Genomic DNA, 20,877 nt, shown 5'->3' on the forward strand with positions numbered 1-20,877 from the left:
CAAAGGGATCAGACTGTAAATCTGACGGCTCTGCCTTCGAAGGTTCGAATCCTTCTCCCTCCACCATCATTCAGAAAGCCCGGCCTTGCGCCGGGTTTTCGCTTTCTTGCCCACTAACACTTTCCGCCCTTGTCAGATTTGACAGTTGCAATTGCATCCCACCTTGCTCATCGTGGCATCATCAACATCAGAGTGTTCACATCATGTTTGAAGTCTGGGATGAGCATGGCCACGCAACAGGTCTGACACTGCAGGCACTCAAAATCAGAATCAGCAACGACTATCAGGGCGATCTGATGGTGCGCTACAGCAACAAGCTGGGACTCCCCACGACCCTCTTTCTGACCATTCATCAGGGCGTTGCCTATCAACGCTTCAAAGCGGGCTCGCCAAAACTGGATTGGGAATGGCTGGCCAGCGCAGGCAATGGCCACAGCCCCCGCAATTTTATGAGCGAACAGTTTCCCGATTTTCAACTCGCACTGGATAATTGAACATCGGCAAATATCGCTAACCCACCATCACAGATTACCCAAAAACTGATTTTCCATTCGCATGATATTCCTGCCAAATTGCATGATGACGTGGGGGCGAGTACAATCTCGCACCCCGAATATCCGGCGCATCTTCTTTCGATAACCCCAGATATGCCGTCATCGGGTCGCGCTGCATTGAGCCCTCCTCTCGGAAGGCATCTTGCACCGCAGCTCAACCACTACGATGCCATCAGGTGGCATCGTCCTGATTTGCAATCAGATATAAAGAGTCCGCCATGTTTAAACCAGAATTGCTCTCACCCGCAGGTTCCCTCAAGAACATGCGTTACGCCTATGCCTATGGTGCCGATGCCGTCTATGCCGGTCAGCCCCGCTACAGCCTGCGGGTACGCAACAACGAATTCGATCACGAGAACCTGCAACTGGGCATCAACGAAGCCCATGCGCTGGGCAAGCAGTTCTATGTGGTGGCCAACATCCAGCCCCACAACTCCAAGCTCAAGACCTTTATCCGCGACATGCGCCCTGTGGTGGAGATGAAGCCGGATGCGCTGATCATGTCAGACCCCGGTCTCATCATGATGATGCGCGAAGCTTTCCCTGATATGCCCATTCACCTCTCGGTGCAGGCCAACGCGGTCAACTGGGCCACGGTGAAGTTCTGGCATCAGATGGGCTTGACTCGGGTCATCCTCTCCCGCGAACTGTCACTGGACGAAATCGAGGAGATCCGCATGCAGGTGCCGGAGATGGAGTTGGAAGTCTTCGTTCACGGCGCTCTGTGCATGGCCTACTCCGGCCGCTGTCTGCTATCCGGCTATATCAACAAGCGCGACCCCAACCAGGGCACCTGCACCAACTCCTGCCGCTGGGAGTACAAGGTTCACGAAGGTAAAGAAGATGATGTGGGCCAGATCGTCCACCGTCAGGAGCCCATCGCCGTGCAGAAAGTTGACCCGACGCTGGGCCTCGGCAAGCCGAGCGATGCACTGGTGCTGCTGGAGGAGTCCAACCGCCCGGGCGAGTACATGAGCGCGTTCGAGGATGAGCACGGCACCTACATCATGAACTCCAAGGATCTGCGCGCCGTCGAACACGTCGAGCGCCTGACAAAAATGGGCGTCCATTCGCTGAAAATCGAAGGGCGCACCAAGTCTTTCTATTACTGCGCCCGTACCGCCCAGGTCTATCGCAAGGCCATCGACGATGCGGTTGCAGGCCGTCCGTTCGACCGCAGCCTGATGGGCACCCTCGAAAATCTGGCCCACCGCGGCTATACCGAGGGCTTCCTGCGCCGTCACAACCACAGCGAATACCAGAACTACGACTACGGCTACTCCGTCTCCGACACCCAGCAGTTCGTCGGCGAGATCACCGGTCGCAACGGTGACATGGTCGAGGTCGAGGTAAAGAACAAGTTCCTGGTGGGCAACAGCCTGGAGCTGATGACCCCGCAGGGCAACCTCAGCTTCAATCTGGAGCAGATGCAGAACCGCAAGGGCGAGCTGATCGACACCGCACCGGGCAACGGCCACGTAGTCTATGTGCCGGTGCCGAAGGAAGTGGACGTGAACTACGGCATCCTGCTGCGCAACCTCGGTGAGCGTCAGGATACCCGTCAGCCCCACTCGGCCGCCTGAGATGGCACTGCTCATCACCGACAAGTGCATCAACTGTGACATGTGTGATCCCGAGTGTCCGAACCAGGCCATCAGCCTGGGTGAGGAGATTTACGAGATCGACCCCAGTCGCTGCACCGAGTGCGTCGGTCACTATGAGAAGCCGACCTGTATCAGTGTCTGCCCTATCGACTGCATCATCTGGGATCCCGCTCATGTGGAAACCGAAGATCAGCTGATGGAAAAGTTTGTGCGGATGCATCGGCAGTAACCTCGGTATCAGCATCAACAACTCACAGGCTGCATCCTCCGGGAGCCCGTCCATATGATGAAACCGCAGCGCTGCTGATGAAGAAGTTTGTACAGATGCACCGACAGTAAATGCAACAAGGCCGGGAAATCCCGGCCTTTTTTGATCCCGTCCTCATCTCCATGATGGCTATTTTTTGTTTACCAACCGGTGCAATTCATCCAGTTCCCGCTGCGCCGTCAGCAAGTCGGTCTGTGCCTGCTCCAATTTGCTCTGCTTGTCGGCAATCTTGTCCGGCTTGCCACTGACTCTCGCCTCCTGCAGCTCGAGCAGGCGCTCGTCCACCTCGCCGCGCAGTTTGTTAACCCGCTCTTTCTGCTCCTTGAGCAGACCTTCATCAGTACAGTTGGCCTTGATATTGCGCGCTGCCTGTTCGAGCCCGGCAATCTGCCCGGCATTGTTGTGTGCTTTGGCAAACACCAGCTGGTCATTGACGGCCTGCAGACGGGCCTTGCAACCGACCGCCTCACTGCCAAAGGCCTGACCCGCCAACAGCAGCAAGCCGGCTCCCAATACTTTCCACATCTCGATTCATCCGGTCTTGTTTGCGAGCTGACCATAAAAACCTCGATCGACAGCAGGGTCAAGCAAGCGGGAAAAAGGTGCGACAGAAGTTGTGCAACATCACGCAATTGGCACCCTGTTGGTTCTACAATGGCGCTCTTTTCAATCGGGAGTCTGTTATGAGTCAACAAATTGTGGTCATTGCCAACGGGGCCCCCTATGGCAGCGAATCCCTGTTCAACGCCCTGCGTCTCGCTATCGCCCTCAACGAACAGGGGGGTGCCAGCCTCAAGCTGTTCCTGATGTCCGATGCGGTGAGTGCAGCGCTGGCCGGTCAGGCACCGGCCGAGGGATACAACCTGCGCCAGATGCTGGAGATCCTGCTGGCGCAAGGCGTCACCATTCGCCTGTGCAAGACCTGCACCGATGCCCGTGGCATCACCGCCCTGCCGCTGATCGAGGGCATTGAGGTCGGCACCCTGCCGATGCTGGCCCAATGGACCCTGGCGGCCGACAAGGTGCTGACCTTCTGAACCATAAGGGGCTGGCCAGCGGCGAAGTCAGCCCGGTTAGCCTATCACCGACTCCTGCCGGGCACTTCGCCGACCATGATGTCGGGCGCCAGCTTCATAAAGCGCAAAAATCGCCACACAAAGCAGCGCCATCAACACATAGAGCAACTGCCCGCTCCACTGCTCGAGGATCCAGCCTCCCAGCAGGGCGCCAGCAGCCCCTCCCAACCCGGCCAGTGCGCTGGCACCAAAGTAGCTCCCCTTGAGGTGGGTGGGGGCCATCTGGTCGATCAGCACGTTGAGCAGGGGGAACAGGATGGTCTCGCCGATACTGAGCAGCAGCACGGCACCAAACCAGTGGCTGCGCACCAGCGGGTCCCCCAGCGCGAAGAGCAGCTGGGCCGCCAGAAAGAGCGCCATGCCGATATGAAGCCGTACCCGCACCGGCCAGCGTGACAACAACCGCAGCAGCGGAAACTGTAACAGCACCACGGTCAGGGCATTGGTCGCCACCAGCAGGGCAACCAGCTCGGCCACCTGCGGCATACCAGCCCGGGTCAGGTATTGCACCAGCGGCGAGTGAAACTGGGAGTAGACCAGCACCATCAGGAGATTGGCCATCACCAGCAGCAGGAAGGCGCGATCCGCCAGCAACACCTTGATGGCATCCCGCAGTCCGGGGCCAACCGCACCCGGCTTGTCAGTGCTGCCAGCCCGGCGAAATCCCCAGCCAAAGGCCAGCGCCAGCAGCAGATAGCTCACCACCAGAAACAGGAAGGTCTCCTGCTGGGCGTTGATCCCGAGGGTCACCCCGAGCAGCGGCCCCTGCGCGGCCCCCAGATTAAGCAGAAAATAGCGCAGGTGCAGTGCCAGCTCCCGCGCCTTGGCCGAGGCCAGACTGTCGGCCATCAGCGCCTTGCCGGGGGCATCGATGAGCCCCGACGAGAGGCCGCTGCCCATCACCCCGATCCCGAGCCAGAACACCTCGTGCGAAAAACCGAGCAGACCGAAACATAGCATCGCCACCAGACAACCGGCCAGCAGTATGCTGCGCCGCCCGAAGCGATCAGAGAGCCAGCCGCCGTAAAAACTGACCAGGGTAGAGAGGGCCATTGAGCCACCCAGCAACAGGCCGATGAAGGTGGCCGAAAGGTCATACTCCCGATAGAGCAGAATGGAGAGGAAGGGCCACACCATGTAGTAGCTGGTACGCACCATGAAGGTACCCAGAATGACGATCCAGACCAGCGGGGTAAATTGCCTGAAGGTGCTCCATGACATCGCTATGCTCCATGCCCCGCAGCTCTTACCACAAGATCCTGTCATAACCGGGGAAAGCATTCAGTTGTAACAGAGGGCCTCAATGGAAACAACCCTCGCTCACCAACAAGGTGCAACCGGATGCAAAAAGGCCAGCCGATGGGCATCGGCTGGCCTTTTTATCGCGGGATTTCCCTCTGGCTAACGCCAGAGGGCCAGGCTTAGCGCCAGGGGCTCTGCTGCCACAGCCGCCCAAGTCCTGCCTCGAGCGCCTGCGCGCCCTGCTGCCCCAGCTTCTGGGTCAGGCTTTTTGGCTTGCGATAGCTGATGCCGATCACCTTGTGGTGGCTGGCCTGCGCCAGCAGATAGTCATCGCTGGTGCAGAGGGTATCCACCAACCCCAGCCCCTTGGCCTGACTTGCCAGCCAGTGCTCACCGGTTGTGACCTGATCGATATCGAGTTGCGGGCGGTGTTCGGCCACAAAGGCCTTGAAGCGCTCGTGGATCGCCGCCAGCTCCTCGCGAAACTTCTCGCGCCCCAGATCGTCGTTCTCGCCGAACATGGTGATAGTGCGCTTGTACTGCCCGGCGGTGTGCATCTCGAACTCGATGTCATGCTTTTTCAACAACTTGTTGAAGTTCGGCATCTGGGCGATCACCCCGATGGAGCCGACGATGGCAAAGGGGGCTGCCAGGATCTTGTCCGCCACGCAAGCCATCATGTAGCCGCCGCTCGCCGCCACCTTGTCAATCGCCACGGTGAGCTTGATGTCACGATCGCGCAGTCGCTGCAACTGGGAAGCGGCCAAGCCATAGCCATGCACCACGCCGCCACCGGATTCGAGTCGCAGCAGCACTTCGTCGCCGGGCTGGGCGACGCCAATCACCGCGCTCACCTCTTCGCGCAGGGAGGCCACCTCTTTGGCATCCATGCTGCCGTTAAAATCGAGCACGAACAGGCGACTGCGCTCATCACCGGCCTTGGCGCGCTTTTTCTGCTCCTCTTTTTGCTGCTTTTCCAGCACCTTGCGCTCGGCCTTGCTGGCAAGCGCGCTCTTGAGCGCAAACTGCCCCTGCTCCAGCTCGCTCGAGAGATCGGTCACCACCAGCTCACCCTTGCGCGCTTTCGGCTGGCGAGTGCTGACAATCATCAGGATGATGGCGCCGATGGCCAGCAGGAAGGTCACTGTCTTGGCCAGAAACAGGCCATATTCGGTCAGAAATGTCACGATGGACTCCAGAATGGATCGGTTTTCGTCACATTCTAGGGAGTTTGGTGGAGGCGCGCAAAAAATCGCAGCCAGTGACCGGAAAAACCAACCAGAGCATCACAACCTCTCTATTTTCTTCACATTTTTCTTGCCGCTGGCTGGTCAAACAGGCGCGCGGATCAGTACACTTGGCGCCGATTGCCATGCACTTATGGCCGGAATTTGTTAACAGGAGTTGTCATGCTCGATTATCAGGCACCCCGCGATCTGCTCAAGGATAAAGTCATTCTGGTCACAGGTGCCGGCGACGGGATCGGCCGCGAAGCCGCCCTCACCTACGCCGCTCACGGTGCCACCGTGATCCTGCTCGGCCGCACCAGCGCCAAACTCGAAGCCGTGTATGACCAGATTGAAGCCGCCGGTTATCCGCTGCCCGCCATCGTGCCGGTGGATCTGAAAGGGGCCACCGCCGCCTACTACCGCGGCATGGCCGAAACCTTCGCCCAGCAGTTTGGCCGCCTCGACGGCGTGCTGTTCAACGCCGGTCTGCTTGGCACCCTCTCTCCGTTTGAACACATTCAGGAGAAGGAGTGGGACGAGGTGATGCAGGTCAACGTCAAATCGGAATTCCTGCTGACCCAAGCGCTGCTGCCGCTCTTGCGCCAGACAGCCAAGGCGCAGGGCGATGCCTCCATCGTCTACACCTCCTCCAGCGTGGGACGCAAGGGGCGCGCCTACTGGGGCACCTATGCCATCTCCAAGTTCGCCATCGAGGGGATGATGGAAGTGCTGGCCGACGAGCTTGAGAACACCGGTGTGCGGGTCAATACCCTAAACCCGGGCGGTACCCGTACCAAGATGCGCGCCAGCGCCTTCCCGGCGGAAGATCCCATGAACCTCAAGACTCCGGCCGACCTGATGCCGCTCTACCTCTACCTGATGGGGTCGGACAGCCGCGGCAAAACCGGCCAGACCTTTGTGGCTCAGCCAAAATAAACAAGTTGCGTGGCCCAGCCCAAATAAATCAATAAAATACCCAGAGTGTTGTGCGGCAAGGGTTAAATTGAATAGGGGGCACAGGCTCCCTGTTCGAACCACTGACCATCCTATCTCCAATCAGGTTGAACTATGTTTCGTCCCAAGAGCACGTTTGAGCAATGGCGGATCTTTCAGGCGGTGGTCGACTGCGGCGGCTACGCCCAGGCGGCCGAGGCGCTGAACAAGAGCCAGTCCTCCCTCAATCATGCGGTTGCAAAGTTGCAGCAAAGTCTGGGGGTGCCCTTGCTGGAGGTGCGCGGCCGCAAGGCGGTGCTGACGCCGGCGGGCGAGATCTTCCTCAAGCGGGCCCGTCAGTTGAGCCAGCAGGTGGAAGAGCTGGAGAATCTGGCCAACAACCTGGAGCGGCAGTGGGAGCCGCAGATCAACCTCTATGTCTCGGCGCTGCAACCAAGGGATCGCCTCTATCGGGCCTTGGCCAGCTTCTATCCCCGCAGCCGGGGTTGCCGGGTCAACCTGCACGAACGCATTCACTGCCACTTCAACGCCCTGCAACCGGGGGATCTGATGCTCTCCGAGCACCTGCCCGGCGATCGCACCGGCCTGTTGCTGGACGAGGTGTGCCTGCTGCCTCTCTGCGCCGCCAGCCATCCGCTGGCGCAAGAGGAGGGGCCCATCCGCAGCGACGTATTGACCGGCCACAACCAGATCAGCCTTCATCCCCCCATTCACCGCTCGGTGGACTGGAACGATGCGGATGACACCGGCTGGAAGGCGACCCACTACCACGAAGTGCTCGCCATGCTGCGCCTTGGCCTCGGCTATGCCTGGCTGCCGCGCCATCTGGTAGAGCGGGAGCTGGCGGAAGGGTCACTCATACAGCTGGATCTGGAGAGCGGCAACGAGCGCCACCTCTATACCTACCTGCTGACCCTCTCCCCCGAATCCCTCGGCCCTGCGACCGAGCTGCTGCTGCGCTGCCTGCGCAACGAATATCAGGGCGAGTCATCGCCGCTCCCGCACGCCCAGCCCCGGCACGACAAATAACAGCCAGCCCCCGTCAGACGTTGGGCACCCGCCAGCTGGCGGCCAGTGCCACCAGTGCCAATCCCAGCGCCACCATAAAGACCCCGTGGAAACTCCACACCTCCGCCACCACACCGGCGATGGCCCCTGCCATGATGGAGCCGGTGCGGATACTGTTGGCAAACAGGGTGGTCGCCACCCCGGCTCGCCCCGGCATCAGATCCTGAAAGTAAGACATGCCGATCCCCGCCACGATACCGATGAAGATGGCGTTGAACAGCTGCAAGGCGATCAGGGCGTATTGGTCGGTGAGAGTCACCAGACCGGTGTAAAAGGCCGCGCCAGCCAGCACCGCCAGCAACATCATGGGGCGCTTACCAAAACGGGCCGTGTAGTAACCCGCCAGCAGCATGAAGGGGATCTCCAGCGCCGCCGCCGTGCCCATCAGGATACCGGCAAGCTTCTCATCCATCCCCAGTTCCCGGGTGATGTAGAGCGGCATATTGATGAGGTACATGCTGTTGCAGGTCCACATCAGGGTGGAGGCGATAAAGAGCGCCCGCACCGCCGGATCCCGCCAGCTGCTGACCCGCTCTGTCTCTTCAGCCATCTTGGGCAAAGGGAGAGAGGGGAGCCAGCGCCACACCACCAGAGCGCAGAGCAGGTAGGCCAGTGCCGAGGCCAGATACATCAGCTCAAAACCGTAGCCGATAGCCAGCGCGAAGGCGATGGGCGGGCCTATGACCCAGGCCAGCGAAAACTGGGCCCGCATCACCGAGCTGAACATGTCAGCCCGCCGGTTACGGCTGTCGGAGTATTCCCGCGCCAGCGCAAACAACTGGGGGCTGGCTGTGGCCGCCAGCGCAGCCAGCATGACCCCCAGACTCGCCAGCAACCAGTAGTTGCGGTTCCAGGCAAACAGCAAGGAGAGCGCCACCCCGGCAAAGCAGCAGCGCAGGATCAGTCGCTTGCGATCCCCCTTGTTGTCGGAGCGGTGGCCCAGCCACTGGCTGACCAGAATGCCCACCACAGCATTGATGGTATAGAAGAGCCCGACCAGAAAGGGGCGCACCTGCACCTCCTCGGCCAGAAACAGACTTAAGGTAGGCACCTGCAATGCCACCGCGACGCCGGTCATAAAGGTCACGGCAAGAAACGAAAGAGAGACGGGGTCCGGGCGTTTGACCGCCGCTATCGACAAGCTCATAGGGTTACCACTGATTGGAAGGACGATACGGGCTAACGGGCGGCAGCCGTATGAAAATTCGGCGCCTATCTTATGTCACTATCAAGAGCGGGCTCAAGGATGGCATAAGCAGGTGTGCGCCTTGCGAGGGAGGCCGCGACCCCGTAGAGTGAAAGCCCATCCTGCCAGCACAAGGAGTTCGCATGTTTGATTTTGATCAGGAAGTAGACCGCAGTGGCACCATGAGCCTGAAATGGGACAAGTACAAGGGTCAGGATGTGCTGCCCATGTGGGTTGCCGATACCGACTTTGTCTCCCCTCCGTCCGTGATCGAGGCGTTGACCAAACGGGTCGCCCACGGCATTTTCGGCTATTCACGCCCCTCGCCGCGCCTGATCGAACTCATTATCGAACGGATGGCGACCCGCTATGGCTGGACCATCGAGCCCGAATGGCTGGTGTTCCTGCCCGGCGTGGTGCCGGGGCTTAACCTCGCCTGCAAGGCGTGGAGCCAGCATGGCCGCGGTATCATCACTCCCAAGCCGGTCTACTACCCCTTCCTGCAGGCACCGGGCTTCAATGATCGCCCCCTGCTCACCGTGCCGATGATTGAGGAAGCCGGTCGTTGGGTGCTGGATCTTGAAGAGCTGGAGCGTCAGGCTCCCGCCGCAGATCTGCTGCTGCTCTGCAACCCCCACAACCCGGGCGGCACCATCTTCACCCGTGACGAGCTGCTGGCCATCGATGCCATCGCTGCGCGCCACAATCTGGTGATCTGCTCCGATGAAATCCACTGCGATCTGCTGCTGGATAAAAACGCCCGCCACATTCCCTACGGCGCCATCAGTGCACAAGCAGCCGAGCGCTGCGCGGTGATGATGGCCCCGAGCAAGACCTTCAATATCGCCGGTCTCTGCTGCTCCTTCGCCATTATCCCCAACGCCCGTCTGCGCTTCAGGCTGCAACAGGCGATGCGCGGCATCAGCGCCGACGTCAACCTGCTGGGCTTTGTCGCCGCCGAAGCGGCCTATGAGGGTGGCGAACAGTGGCTGACCGAGCAACTCGACTATCTGGCAGCCAATCTGGCCCTGATCCAGCAGGCGGTTGCCCGCTGGCCCGGCGTCAAGCTGGCCAACCATCAGGCGACGTATCTGGCCTGGATTGATGTGAGCGCCCTTGGCCTTGCTGATCCCATCGCCTTCTTCGAGCAGGCCGGCGTTGGTCTCTCCCCCGGCGCCCAGTTTGGCGACGGTCAGTTCGTGCGGCTCAACTTCGGCTGCACCAGAGCACGGCTGACCGACGCGCTGGCGCGGATTGAGCGGGCAATCCTCAACCACAACAAGCCCTGATCAGCCAGCAACGGGATGGGCAAGCCCCATCCCTTTTTCCCTGTGTCATCAGCCAGCGGTCAACTCAGTCAACGGTCAATTATGTCTCTACGGATCTTGCATCACCTTCTGCTCCCACTCTGTGCACTCTCTGCGCTGCTCCCCTTTGGCAGCCAGGCGCTGACTATCGGAACGGGCCCGCTCAATGGGGTCTACTACCCGACCGGTGGCGCCATCTGCCGGGTGCTCAATGCCGGCCATGCCCTGCATGGGGACAGCTGCACCGTGCAGAGCACCCGTGGCTCGATGGCCAACCTCAAGGCACTCGACAAGGGGGACGTACAGCTGGCGCTGGTGCAGTCCGATGTGTTGCACCACGCTCTGCACGGCACCGGCCCCTTCAGTGGGCAGGGGGCCAACAATGAGCTGCGCAGCCTGTTTCGCCTCTATCAGGAGTCGTTGGCCCTGCTGGCCGCCCCCAATAGCGGCATCACCACCCTGGCAGATATCGAAGGGAAGCGGGTCTATCCGGGCAACAAGGGCGCCGGTGAGCAGATCACCAGCCAGGCCCTGATGGCAGCCATGGGATGGCAACCCGGGCAGTTTGCTGCCTATCAGCTCAAATCGGACAGCGAACCGCTGGAAGGGCTGTGCGATGGCTCGCTGGATGCCGCTTTTGTGGTAGCCGGTCACCCCAGTCTGGCGGTCGGCGACCTGATCAACCGCTGCAAGGTGCGCCTCATCCCCATCGAAGGGGAGCAGATCGACACGCTGCTCAAGCAGCACCCCTACTACCAGCGCAGCCGCATCGCCGCCAACCTCTATCCGGGGCAGACTACAGCTATCAACAACATCGGGATGAGTGCCGAACTGGTGGCGCTGGCCAGCCTGCCGGACCCCATCGTCCGAACCGTGCGCGATACCCTGCTGGCCCGGGTCAAACAGTTCAGTCGGCTGCATCCTGCCCTGAGCAAGGTGACCCCCGAGCAGTTGCAGGCGCAAACCGAGCTACCCCTCCATGCGGGGATGTCGGATCAACCGCCAGCCCCCTTGCCACTGACCCCCGAGAAGTTAACCGCGGAACAGCTGATGCCGGAGCCGTTAGCACCAGCGCCATCGGCCTCGGAGGCGGCGCCCACGACAGGGCCGGTGAGTGCCGCCGACGGGGCGACTGCGCCCTCTGACGCGACCGCCACCAGCAGTGCCGCAGTGGCAACAGAAGCAACAGAGGTTAATCCCTTGCCCGAAGAGGCGCTCGAGGTCACCCCCGAACTCACTGCTACGCCGACCACCGAGGGGGAAAGAGTGGCTGCCTCTGCCGCAGCGTCAACGGTTCCATCACCATCGGCTGCCGTTTCGACTCAGTTGCCACAGAGCGCCTCTGCGGCAACTTCGCAGCAAGAGCAGGCAACCCAGCCTGCCAGCAGCGCGGTTGCTGACGAAACCCCACCGCAGGATAAAACCGATATACTTCCCTCCCCTGCCACCAGTGCAGCCACACCGCCGCAGCACTGAGTGGTCAGCACCCACAAACGCATCAGGGCAGCCTCGGCTGCCCTGATTATTGATATGCGTTCGATAGTGGCGCAGTCGATTGGCCTATTCACCTTGCCGTACAGCTATGGCTCTATCACCCGGGTCAGATAGGGGTTGGGCTTCTGGATCTCCTCCTCCACCCAGTGCAGCAACTGCTTGATGGCCCGCGACAACACCTGATTCTGGCGCACTACGTAGCCCAGACTGGTACCGGGAAAGTCGCCGAGGCTGGTGACCGGCGCGGTGAGGTTGAGTCGCGGATGCAGGGAAAAGTCCGGCACGATGGCGACACCAAAGCCCGCCTCGGCCCAATCCAGCTGGGCGTCCACGCTGCCCACCTCCATGATGCGGCAGGGGGGCAAGGCCAGCAGCGGCAGGGACGGGTCGATCAGCGCCCGAGTACGGGTGTCGTGACCGAGCAGGATCAGGGTCGGCTCGTCGAGGGGATCGCTCTCCCCCGCCACCGCCCGCGCCTGCCAGCGGGCAAGGCCGTGGCCCAGCGCGCACCAGGTCACCTGTTGCAGCTCGGTATAGAAGAGCGGTTCGCTGCGCTTTTGCGCCATGACAAAACCCAGATCCGCCTTGCCCGCCTTGACCAGCTCGGCGGCCTGATCCGAAGTGGTGTTGAACAGAGTGAGGTCGATGCCGGGAAACTCCCGTTTGAAGCGCTGGAACGGCTGGATCAGCAGCAGGCGGGAGATGATGTCGCTGGCGGCGATGGCCAGCGTCCCCTGACTCAGCTGGTTGAGGGCATTGAGATCGGACTGGCAGAGCTGCAACTCGGCAATGGTGCGCTCGGCGCTTTGCAGCAGCCGCTCCCCCGCCTGCGTCAGGCGAAACGGGCTGCGCTCGATCAGCCGCACCCGGGTCGCCTGCTCCAGCCGCTTGATATGCAGGCTGACATTGGGCTGGGTCATGTGCAGCTCGGTGGCTGTCTGGCCAAAATGTTGCAATCGGGCCAGGGTGACAAAGGTTTGCAACCAGTGAATATCCAGCATAAGAGTCCCTCAACCCGCAATGTGCGGGGCTTGCCAGGCAAAATCGGACGGTTTGCCGCTAAATTGGCCATAATTATATGGTTCTCTTATCGGAATTATAAAGATAATTAATTTTTCTAATCCGCATCAGGCTCCTAGGATGGACGCCTAACGTCTTAGGAGAAAGAGTCATGTCGTCTATCGTAGTCGTAGGTGCTAACTGGGGTGATGAAGGCAAAGGCCGCATCGTGGATTATCTGGCAGGTCAAGCTGGCGCCAGCATTCGCTTCCAGGGCGGCAACAACGCTGGCCACACCGTGGTCAACGACCTTGGCACCTTCAAGCTGCACCAGGTTCCGAGTGGCGTATTCAACCCGGATTGCCTGGTTGTCCTCGGCCCGGGCATGGTGATCAGCCCCGAGAAACTGACCGTCGAGCTCGAGGAAGTCAAAGCCTCCGGCGTGACTCCGAAGCTGGCCATCTCTGACCGCGCAACTCTCTGCCTGCCGCTGCACGCACTGGAAGATACCCTGGAAGAGCAACGTCTGGGTGACGGCGCCTATGGCTCCACCCGTCAGGGCATCGCCCCTGCCTACGGCGATCGCGTGATGAAGAAAGCAATCCTGGTTGGCTGGCTGAAACAGCCGGACGTGCTGGTCGAGCGCATCCAGTTCATGCTGGACTGGAAACTGCCGCAGATGAAGGCTATCTACCCCTCCTTCGAATTCACCCAGACTGCCCAGGAGATGGCCGACTGGCTGCTGGAAGTCTCTGCACCCTGGATCGACGCAGTGTGCAACGTCAGCATGCCGCTCAAAGCGCTGCAGGCTGAAGGCAAGACCCTGCTGTTCGAAGCCCAGCTGGGCGCTGGCCGTGACCTGATCTACGGCGAATACCCCTGGGTGACCTCCTCCCACGTATCCGGCGCCTACGCCGGTATCGGTGGCGGTCTGCCGGGTCTGCGTCCGGAGCGCGTCATCGCTGTGGCCAAGGCATTCAGCTCCTCTGTCGGTACCGGCACCCTGCTGACCGCCATGGAGAACCAGGACGAGTTCCGCAAGATCACCAATGAGTTCGGCGCTACCACTGGCCGTCCCCGTGATGTCGGTTACTTCGACGCCGTCGCCACCAAGAACGGTGTCGAGCTGCAAGCCGCCACCGAAGTGGCTCTGACCAAGCTGGACTGCCTGACCGGTCTGCCGGATCTGAAGATCTGCGTGGCCTACGAAGGTGCCCACACCGAGAACCCGATTTGGCCGCAAACCGCTGCCCTGAAGCCGGTTTACGAGCAGATGGAAAGCTGGAGCGAAGACATCACCGGCTGCCGCACTTTCGAAGAGCTGCCCAAAGCGGCCCAGCAGTACGTGCTGCGTATCGAAGAGCTGCTCGGCGTACCGGTTCCGATGGTTTCCGTCGGCCCGGGCCGTGACGAGATGATCCTGCGCTAAGCCGCACCTCTTATCGTCAAACAAAAAACCGGCATCCCTGATGCCGGTTTTTTTATGGCTGCCGTTTACCTTCTTGCCATGAAACCACCAAAAGGCTCAATTAACTCACCAATCGACCTCACCTTGAGTCGTTCTGCAACAAAATCCTGTCCCACCCTCGCTAAAGTGAACCCGTTACCACACGAGGAGTCACCCGATGAAATTGCTCAAACAGAGTGCCCTGTTGCCACTGCTCTGCCTGACGGCCATGCCAGCCTTTGCCATGACCCTGAAGAGCACGGACATTCACGAAGGCCAGTTGATGGACAAACAGTTCAGCTTCAACGGCTTTGGCTGCAGCGGCGACAACCACTCGCCCCAGCTGAGTTGGCAAGATCTGCCGGCAGGCACCAAGAGTGTTGCCATCACCGCCTATGACCCCGATGCCCCCACCGGCAGCGGTTGGTGGCACTGGCTGGTGGTGAACCTGCCTGCCACCCAGAGCGAGCTGGCCAGCAATGCCTCCGGCAAGCTCAAGCAGGGATTGGAGATCCGCACCGACTTTGGCAGCCAGGGTTACGGCGGCCCCTGCCCGCCCGCTGGTCACGGCATGCACCGCTATCAGTTCACCGCCTGGGCCCTGCCCCATGATCTCGAGGTGAAGGCTGATACCCCGCCCGCTATGGTAGGCTACATGCTCAATAGCATGGCGCTCGGCAAAGCCACCCTGACCGCCACCTTCGTCACCCCCTAGGAGCCAACCGGATGAGCACTCCCCTGCTGCAACAGAGCCACTATCTCGGGATCCGCCAGCAGCCCCTGCATCGGGTGCTCATCTATGCCCCAACCCTCATCTGGGTCACCCAGGGGAGCAAGCAACTATGGTGGCGCGAGCGGCGTCTGTCGTTTGACAGGGAGCGGTGGCTGCTGATCCCGGCAGGCCACCAGCTCACCTTCGTCAATCAGCCGGAGCAGGGCAAATTTCGCTCCCACGCCATCACACTGCTGACTCCACCACCGCAGGAGTGGCTGGCCGAGTCAGCCCCTTCCCACGCCGATCTGGAGGAACCCGCCGTCAAGGTCACCCCCGGGCTCGCCTTCTGCTTTGAGCTCATCAGCACCATGGCCGAACGGGGACTGAGCGAAGCAACCCAAGCCGAGCTGCTGCGCAGCTTCTATGCAGAGCTGCGGGCTGCCAACGCCCTCGGGTTGCTCTTTCCCGCCAGCACCATGACCCTCGCAGAGCGGCTGGCCCGATACCTGGCGGTGGAACCCGGCATCGACCACACCCTGGAGGCGGTGGCCCCCCACTTCTCCATGAGCCGCGCCTCCATGGTGCGCAAGCTGGCCGCCGAAGGTCGCAGCTTTCGCCAGTTGCTGGCTCAGGTACGCATGAGCCACGCCCTCAATCTGTTGCAACAGGGCCTGACCCCGCTGGAGGTCGCCCTCGCCTGCGGTTATGACTCCCCCAGCCGCTTTGCCGCCCGCTTCAAACAGGAGTTCGGCCTGACGCCCCACCAATACCTGCACACCTGTCCTGCCAGATTGGCGAGCAACGAAAAGTAAAATATTACTTAAAGACCATTCTATGTAACCTGATGTAACCCGGTGATCCCGCTCACATTGCCGCCTCTTCAGAGTGTGATCTCGCGCCAACGCTCCCTTTTTCCCTGCCGTACAATGGCTACCGAACACCTTTTCACTAAAAACAAGCGTAAAAAATCTTCCTTTTAACCTACATAAACGGAATTGGAGCGAGCAATGTTTCGTAAAACTTTACTCTCGGTAGCCCTCGGCACCGCCCTGTTCGGACTGACCGCCTGCAACGATAACCAGACAGAGAGCAGCACAGTCGCCAAACCGGAGCAGGCCATCCAGTACAAGGACGTGATCGACCGTCGGGGAACACCGACCCAATTCCGCGACTTTGACAGCTACTCCAACCTCAAATACAACCCGCTGCTCGATCTGGGGGCCTGGCACGGTTTCCTGCTGCCTGCCAACGACAAGGAGTGGGGGGGCTTTACCGGCCCCATGGTCATCTCGGAGGAGTACAGCCTCTTCTTTGCCAGCGAGCTGGACAAGCTCACCCTGAGCGATGCGAGCGGGCGCCCGTTCCCGCTCACCAGCGCCCGCAAGCAGGAGGTGTACGCGATTCCGGGCGCACTGGTGCAACGCTTCGAGTTAGAGCCCTTTACGCTGGAGCTGGAGCTGCGTTATGGCGATGCCCGCACCGCTCTTATCCGCGCCCGACTCATCAATCAGACCGATGCACCGCTCACCCTCAACCTCAACTGGCAGGGCGAGTTGCTCAATCAATGGGATGCCAAGGATACGATTGCCAGCAAATATCCAGGCTGGACTCGCACCATCAGCGAGAGCGACAAAGGAATCGAATTCCAGTTCGGCAAACTGCGCAGCACTTGGAACATCATGCAGAGCGGCAGCGCCCGCTATCGCATCGACCGCACCCTGCCAAGCCGCACCACCCTCGACCAGAAGACACTGGGCTACCAAAGTGACGCCAGCATTACCCTGGCCGCCAAGGGGAGCCAGGATATCTACACCCTGCAGAGCTATCTCCACTCCGCAGATGACGACAGCCGCCATCAACAGAGCCGTCAGGCCCTGCTGGCTGACCCGGCCAGCTATTTTGCCGACTCCATCCGCCGCTGGGAGGGCTACCTTGCCAAGGGTCTCTCCAATCAGGGTATCCCCGAGTCGGAGCGTCGCATCGCCGTCAAGGCGATGGAGACCCTCAATGGCAACTGGCGATCCCCGGCTGGCGCCATCCTCCACGATGGGGTAACCCCCTCCAATACCGCCCGCTGGTTCGACGGCGTCTGGGCTTGGGACAGCTGGAAGCACGCCTATGCCATGGCACACTTCAACCCGGAGGTGGCCAAGAACAACGTGCGCGCCATGTATGACTATCAGGTACAGCCGGATGATCCGGTACGACCGCAGGATGCGGGCATGGTGATCGACGCCGTCTTCTACAACAAGCTGGCGGATCGCGGTGGCGATGGCGGCAACTGGAACGAGCGCGATACCAAGCCGCCCCTCTCCGCCTGGGCCATCTGGGAAATCTACAGCGCCACCAAGGACAAGGCCTTTATCGCCGAGATGTATCCCAAGCTGCAGGCCTACCACGACTGGTGGTACCGCGCGCGGGACAACAACCGCAACGGCATCATCGAATATGGCGCCACCAAGCATGTGGAGCACAATGACGAGTACGGCAATATCACCTTCAAGGTGCAGTACTCCAACGGTATTCCCGCCGGGCTGGATCTCTCCAGCTGTACCAGTGAGGGGGATGGCTGGTATGCCTGCGCCGGTATGCCGCTCTATCAACAGGTGTTGAACGTGGGCGGTTACAGCGACATGGATATCGGTGCCCAGCACGGCGCCGGTTGGGAGTCCGGCATGGACAACGCCGCCCGCTTCGGCTTTATCGAACCGGGCCAGCTGCAACGCTATGCCGACAAGACTTATGGCGGAGATTTGGCCAAGGCACGTCAGGACTGGAACGTCGCCTTCTTTGAAAACCATCAGGACAATGGCGATTTGATCGGCTTCTCCATCGATCAGGAGTCGGTAGAGCTCAACGCCTTCCTGGCCAAGGAGAAACGCATTCTGGCAGACATGGCCGACCTGCTTGACAAGCCGGACGACGCGAGCCGCTACCGCGATGGCGCGACCCAGCTGGCTGGTTACATCAACAGCTGCATGTTCGATGAGGCATCAGGCTTCTATTACGATCGCCAGATTGCTCAGGGGGATGTTGCTGACGGCAACGGCTGCGTCGGCAAATTGCTGACCGCCCGCGGCCGTGGCCCGGAAGGGTGGAGCCCGCTCTGGGCTGAGGTCGCCGACAAGGAGAAAGCGGCGCGGGTGCGCGAGGTGATGCTCAACGCCCAGGAGTTCAACACCAGGATCCCGCTGGGCACAGCCGCGCTGACCAACCCGGCCTACGACCCCAATATCTACTGGCGAGGCCGGGTATGGCTCGATCAGTTCTACTTCGGGGTGAAGGGGCTGGAGAACTACGGCTATCGCAGCGATGCCGAGGCTCTGGTCAACAAGCTGTTCAACAACGCCGAGGGCTTGGCGGGCAGCGGCCCCATCCGCGAAAACTACAATCCGGAGACCGGCGCCATGCAGGGAGCCAGCAACTTCAGCTGGAGCTCGGCCCACCTCTATATGCTCTATCGCAACTTCCTCAAGCCACAGGAATAAGCCTCGAGAGAGGATGGCTTGATGCATCAGGTGGCCTTGTAGAGTGTTGCCATACTGATTGAGCAAACTGAGCGCTCGGGAAATATTGCTCAGGTGCTTGCTGCTCCCCCGCAAAAAATGGTGATAGCGGGGGAATAAAAAACAACCCGGCACGAATGCCGGGTTGTTTTTTTATCAGAGAGACGAACTCAGCTCTGGCCTTGCAACGCCTGTTGCAGCTCCTCTTCGGTCCAGATGGTGATACCGAGCTCCTGTGCCTTGGCCAGCTTGGAACCGGCCGCTTCCCCCGCGACCAGCACATCGGTCTTGGCAGATACAGAGCCCGCCACCTTGGCCCCCAGCGCCTGCAATGCCGCCTTGGCGTCGTTGCGCGACAAGGTGGTCAGGGTGCCGGTCAGCACGAAGGTCTTGCCGGCAAAGGGTTGCTCCGCGGCCTCTTTCTTCTCGATGGCCGGCCAGTGGATGCCGGCAGCCAGCAAGGCTTCCAGCACCTCCACGTTGTGGGGCTGACGCAGGAAGTAGTAGACATGCTTGGCCACCACATCACCCACATCGGCCACTTCGAGCAGTTGCTCCACCGAGGCCGCGCGCAGGGCATCCAGGGTGAGGAAGTGGTTGGCAAGGTTGAGCGCAGTCGCCTCCCCCACTTCACGGATCCCCAGAGCAAACAGGAAGCGCGGCAAGGTGGTACTGCGCGCAGCATCGATTGCGGCTACCAGATTGAGGGCCGATTTTTGCCCCATCCGCTCAAGACCGGCCAGCTGGATGGCGTTGAGGCTAAACAGATCGGCGGGAGTCTTCACCAGTCCCTTGTCTACCAGCTGCTCGACAATCTTGTCGCCAAGGCCGTCCACATCCATGGCGCGACGGGCGGCGAAGTGCTTGATCGCCTCCTTGCACTGAGCCTCGCAGAACAGGCCACCGGAGCAGCGGGCAACCGCTTCCCCTTCCAACCGCTCGACCGCAGAGCCACAGACCGGACACTCGGTCGGGAATAGAATTTCGCGCGCATCAACAGGGCGTTTCGCCTCCACCACGGCGACGATCTGCGGGATCACATCCCCCGCCCGGCGCACGATCACGGTATCGCCAATCATCACGCCGAGGCGCTCAATCTCGTCAGCATTGTGCAAGGTGGCGTTGGAGACGGTCACGCCGCCAACAAACACAGGTTTAAGCTTGGCGACCGGGGTCACGGCGCCGGTGCGGCCGACCTGAAACTCGACGTTCTCAAGCTCTGTCATCTCTTCCTGCGCCGGGAACTTGTGGGCGGTCGCCCAGCGCGGGGCGCGGGCCACAAAGCCCAGCTCCTCTTGCAGGGCGATGGCATCCACCTTGTAGACCACGCCATCGATCTCGTAAGGGAGCTCGCCACGGCGGGCCAGAATGTCGTCGTGGAACGACTGACAACCGGCGGCCCCCTCTTTGAGCTTCACCTCGGGACTGAGCGGCAGCCCCCACTCCTTGAGCTGATTGAGGCGACCAAAGTGAGAGTCACCGAGCAGCTCGCCGCCAACACCGACACCGTAAGCGTAAAAGCTCAGGGGACGGCTGGCGGTGATGCGTGAATCGAGTTGACGCAGGCTGCCGGCGGCGGCGTTGCGCGGGTTGACGAATACCTTCTCGCCCGCTGCCAGCGCCTTGGCGTTCATCGCCTCGAAACCGGCCTTGGGCATAAAGACTTCGCCACGCACCTCCAGCCGCTCTGGCCAGCCAGAGCCCCGCAATGCGAGCGGAATGGCCTTGATGGTACGCACGTTCTCGGTGATCTCCTCACCGGTGGCGCCATCGCCCCGGGTGGCCGCCTGCACCAGCTGACCATTTACATAGAGCAGGCTCACTGCCAGACCATCGAGCTTGGGCTCGCAGCAGAAGGTGAAACGCACGTCACGCTTGAGGCGATCGCTCATCCGTTGTTCGAACGCCTGCAACTCTTCGCTGCTAAAGACGTTATCCAGACTCAGCATGGGGATCTCGTGGCGCACCTGTTTGAAGGCGGTCAGCGGCTGACCGCCGACCCGCACACTCGGCGAAGCCGGGGTTTTCAGCTCGGGGTGGTCAGCCTCCAGAGCGATCAATTCGCGCATCAGACGGTCGTATTCGGCATCCGGCACTGTGGGGTTATCCAGCATATAGTACTGGTGACCATATTCGGTAAGCAGTTCACACAATTGACGGTGGCGGGAGAGGGTGTCGCTCATGAAAAAGTCTCGAAGTGTGATTGAACATACGGCCGGGGTAGAAAC

18 protein-coding genes are annotated in these 20,877 nt (G+C 60.8%); 12 read left to right on the plus strand and 6 right to left on the minus strand.

Annotated elements, in window-relative coordinates; all coding sequences use genetic code 11:
* Positions 1-203: 203 nt before the first annotated feature.
* The 3 genes from G5182_RS04380 (at position 204) to G5182_RS04390 (ending at position 2,387) form a co-directional block, all read left to right on the plus strand.
* The gene (locus G5182_RS04380; protein ID WP_227342151.1) at positions 204-494 is read left to right on the plus strand and encodes a hypothetical protein; all 291 of its coding nucleotides are present in this window, start codon (positions 204-206) and stop codon (positions 492-494) included.
* A 278-nt stretch (positions 495-772) separates the two neighbouring features.
* Positions 773-2,137: a tRNA 5-hydroxyuridine modification protein YegQ gene (gene yegQ / locus G5182_RS04385; protein WP_216953099.1), complete on the plus strand. Its 1,365-nt coding sequence runs from the start codon at positions 773-775 to the stop codon at positions 2,135-2,137.
* A gap of 1 nt (position 2,138) precedes the next feature.
* Positions 2,139-2,387, plus strand: coding sequence for a YfhL family 4Fe-4S dicluster ferredoxin (locus G5182_RS04390; protein ID WP_005334896.1), 249 nt, complete (start codon positions 2,139-2,141; stop codon positions 2,385-2,387).
* Between the two features lie 168 nt (positions 2,388-2,555).
* On the opposite strand, the gene G5182_RS04395 is transcribed toward G5182_RS04390, so the two are convergent.
* Positions 2,556-2,951 (minus strand): DUF1090 domain-containing protein, encoded by a 396-nt coding sequence (locus G5182_RS04395; RefSeq protein ID WP_227342149.1) that lies wholly within the window; start codon positions 2,949-2,951, stop codon positions 2,556-2,558.
* A gap of 158 nt (positions 2,952-3,109) precedes the next feature.
* Between G5182_RS04395 and G5182_RS04400 the strand changes: the two genes are divergently transcribed.
* The gene (locus G5182_RS04400; RefSeq protein WP_043822380.1) at positions 3,110-3,463 is read left to right on the plus strand and encodes a DsrE/DsrF/TusD sulfur relay family protein; all 354 of its coding nucleotides are present in this window, start codon (positions 3,110-3,112) and stop codon (positions 3,461-3,463) included.
* A 36-nt stretch (positions 3,464-3,499) separates the two neighbouring features.
* Here the strand turns inward: G5182_RS04400 and G5182_RS04405 are convergent, their stop codons facing one another.
* Together G5182_RS04405 and sohB are read right to left on the minus strand one after the other, a co-directional pair.
* Positions 3,500-4,723, minus strand: coding sequence for an MFS transporter (locus tag G5182_RS04405; RefSeq protein ID WP_421254219.1), 1,224 nt, complete (start codon positions 4,721-4,723; stop codon positions 3,500-3,502).
* Positions 4,724-4,923: 200 nt separating this feature from the next.
* Complete coding sequence (gene sohB / locus G5182_RS04410; RefSeq protein ID WP_069554054.1) at positions 4,924-5,931, minus strand: protease SohB; 1,008 nt, start codon at positions 5,929-5,931, stop codon at positions 4,924-4,926.
* Between the two features lie 222 nt (positions 5,932-6,153).
* Between sohB and G5182_RS04415 the strand changes: the two genes are divergently transcribed.
* The gene (locus G5182_RS04415) at positions 6,154-6,909 is read left to right on the plus strand and encodes a YciK family oxidoreductase (RefSeq protein WP_421254220.1); all 756 of its coding nucleotides are present in this window, start codon (positions 6,154-6,156) and stop codon (positions 6,907-6,909) included.
* A 132-nt stretch (positions 6,910-7,041) separates the two neighbouring features.
* The gene (locus G5182_RS04420; RefSeq protein WP_421254221.1) at positions 7,042-7,956 is read left to right on the plus strand and encodes a LysR family transcriptional regulator; all 915 of its coding nucleotides are present in this window, start codon (positions 7,042-7,044) and stop codon (positions 7,954-7,956) included.
* 13 nt (positions 7,957-7,969) lie between these two features.
* On the opposite strand, the gene G5182_RS04425 is transcribed toward G5182_RS04420, so the two are convergent.
* Positions 7,970-9,142, minus strand: coding sequence for an MFS transporter (locus G5182_RS04425; RefSeq protein ID WP_005334914.1), 1,173 nt, complete (start codon positions 9,140-9,142; stop codon positions 7,970-7,972).
* 182 nt (positions 9,143-9,324) lie between these two features.
* Here G5182_RS04425 and G5182_RS04430 point away from each other — a divergent pair, with 182 nt between their 5' ends.
* Both G5182_RS04430 and G5182_RS04435 read left to right on the plus strand, forming a co-directional pair.
* The gene (locus G5182_RS04430) at positions 9,325-10,470 is read left to right on the plus strand and encodes a MalY/PatB family protein (RefSeq protein WP_216978249.1); all 1,146 of its coding nucleotides are present in this window, start codon (positions 9,325-9,327) and stop codon (positions 10,468-10,470) included.
* Between the two features lie 81 nt (positions 10,471-10,551).
* The gene (locus tag G5182_RS04435) at positions 10,552-11,964 is read left to right on the plus strand and encodes a TAXI family TRAP transporter solute-binding subunit (protein WP_421254222.1); all 1,413 of its coding nucleotides are present in this window, start codon (positions 10,552-10,554) and stop codon (positions 11,962-11,964) included.
* Between the two features lie 104 nt (positions 11,965-12,068).
* Here the strand turns inward: G5182_RS04435 and G5182_RS04440 are convergent, their stop codons facing one another.
* Entirely contained in the window at positions 12,069-12,983 is a 915-nt protein-coding gene (locus G5182_RS04440) for a LysR family transcriptional regulator (RefSeq protein ID WP_042658174.1), read from the minus strand.
* Between the two features lie 170 nt (positions 12,984-13,153).
* Here G5182_RS04440 and G5182_RS04445 point away from each other — a divergent pair, with 170 nt between their 5' ends.
* The 4 genes from G5182_RS04445 (at position 13,154) to ygjK (ending at position 18,631) form a co-directional block, all read left to right on the plus strand.
* Positions 13,154-14,410, plus strand: coding sequence for an adenylosuccinate synthetase (locus G5182_RS04445; protein ID WP_005362191.1), 1,257 nt, complete (start codon positions 13,154-13,156; stop codon positions 14,408-14,410).
* Between the two features lie 196 nt (positions 14,411-14,606).
* On the plus strand, positions 14,607-15,143 hold the full coding sequence (locus G5182_RS04450) for a YbhB/YbcL family Raf kinase inhibitor-like protein (RefSeq protein WP_005353872.1): 537 nt from the start codon (positions 14,607-14,609) through the stop codon (positions 15,141-15,143).
* 11 nt (positions 15,144-15,154) lie between these two features.
* Entirely contained in the window at positions 15,155-15,955 is an 801-nt protein-coding gene (locus G5182_RS04455; RefSeq protein WP_227342143.1) for a helix-turn-helix transcriptional regulator, read from the plus strand.
* Between the two features lie 195 nt (positions 15,956-16,150).
* A complete protein-coding gene (ygjK, locus tag G5182_RS04460; protein WP_227342141.1) occupies positions 16,151-18,631 on the plus strand; it encodes an alpha-glucosidase in 2,481 nt (826 codons plus the stop codon).
* Positions 18,632-18,819: 188 nt separating this feature from the next.
* Here the strand turns inward: ygjK and ligA are convergent, their stop codons facing one another.
* Positions 18,820-20,832, minus strand: coding sequence for an NAD-dependent DNA ligase LigA (gene ligA, locus G5182_RS04465; protein WP_227342140.1), 2,013 nt, complete (start codon positions 20,830-20,832; stop codon positions 18,820-18,822).
* Positions 20,833-20,877: the final 45 nt, after the last annotated feature.

Origin of the sequence: Aeromonas sp. 600948 (genome assembly GCF_049174875.1) — a bacterium.
In the GTDB taxonomy this organism is placed as follows: domain Bacteria; phylum Pseudomonadota; class Gammaproteobacteria; order Enterobacterales; family Aeromonadaceae; genus Aeromonas; species Aeromonas veronii_A.

Excerpts from the sequence above, each read along its gene's own strand:
- G5182_RS04380 (WP_227342151.1), top strand. The coding sequence starts at position 204 with ATGTTTGAAGTCTGGGATGAGCATGGCCACGCAACAGGTCTGACACTG.
- yegQ (WP_216953099.1), top strand. The coding sequence starts at position 773 with ATGTTTAAACCAGAATTGCTCTCACCCGCAGGTTCCCTCAAGAACATG.
- G5182_RS04390 (WP_005334896.1), top strand. The coding sequence starts at position 2,139 with ATGGCACTGCTCATCACCGACAAGTGCATCAACTGTGACATGTGTGAT.
- G5182_RS04395 (WP_227342149.1), bottom strand. The coding sequence starts at position 2,951 with ATGTGGAAAGTATTGGGAGCCGGCTTGCTGCTGTTGGCGGGTCAGGCC.
- G5182_RS04400 (WP_043822380.1), top strand. The coding sequence starts at position 3,110 with ATGAGTCAACAAATTGTGGTCATTGCCAACGGGGCCCCCTATGGCAGC.
- G5182_RS04405 (WP_421254219.1), bottom strand. The coding sequence starts at position 4,723 with ATGTCATGGAGCACCTTCAGGCAATTTACCCCGCTGGTCTGGATCGTC.
- G5182_RS04415 (WP_421254220.1), top strand. The coding sequence starts at position 6,154 with ATGCTCGATTATCAGGCACCCCGCGATCTGCTCAAGGATAAAGTCATT.
- G5182_RS04420 (WP_421254221.1), top strand. The coding sequence starts at position 7,042 with ATGTTTCGTCCCAAGAGCACGTTTGAGCAATGGCGGATCTTTCAGGCG.
- G5182_RS04425 (WP_005334914.1), bottom strand. The coding sequence starts at position 9,142 with ATGAGCTTGTCGATAGCGGCGGTCAAACGCCCGGACCCCGTCTCTCTT.
- G5182_RS04430 (WP_216978249.1), top strand. The coding sequence starts at position 9,325 with ATGTTTGATTTTGATCAGGAAGTAGACCGCAGTGGCACCATGAGCCTG.
- G5182_RS04435 (WP_421254222.1), top strand. The coding sequence starts at position 10,552 with ATGTCTCTACGGATCTTGCATCACCTTCTGCTCCCACTCTGTGCACTC.
- G5182_RS04440 (WP_042658174.1), bottom strand. The coding sequence starts at position 12,983 with ATGCTGGATATTCACTGGTTGCAAACCTTTGTCACCCTGGCCCGATTG.
- G5182_RS04445 (WP_005362191.1), top strand. The coding sequence starts at position 13,154 with ATGTCGTCTATCGTAGTCGTAGGTGCTAACTGGGGTGATGAAGGCAAA.
- G5182_RS04450 (WP_005353872.1), top strand. The coding sequence starts at position 14,607 with ATGAAATTGCTCAAACAGAGTGCCCTGTTGCCACTGCTCTGCCTGACG.
- G5182_RS04455 (WP_227342143.1), top strand. The coding sequence starts at position 15,155 with ATGAGCACTCCCCTGCTGCAACAGAGCCACTATCTCGGGATCCGCCAG.
- ygjK (WP_227342141.1), top strand. The coding sequence starts at position 16,151 with ATGTTTCGTAAAACTTTACTCTCGGTAGCCCTCGGCACCGCCCTGTTC.
- ligA (WP_227342140.1), bottom strand. The coding sequence starts at position 20,832 with ATGAGCGACACCCTCTCCCGCCACCGTCAATTGTGTGAACTGCTTACC.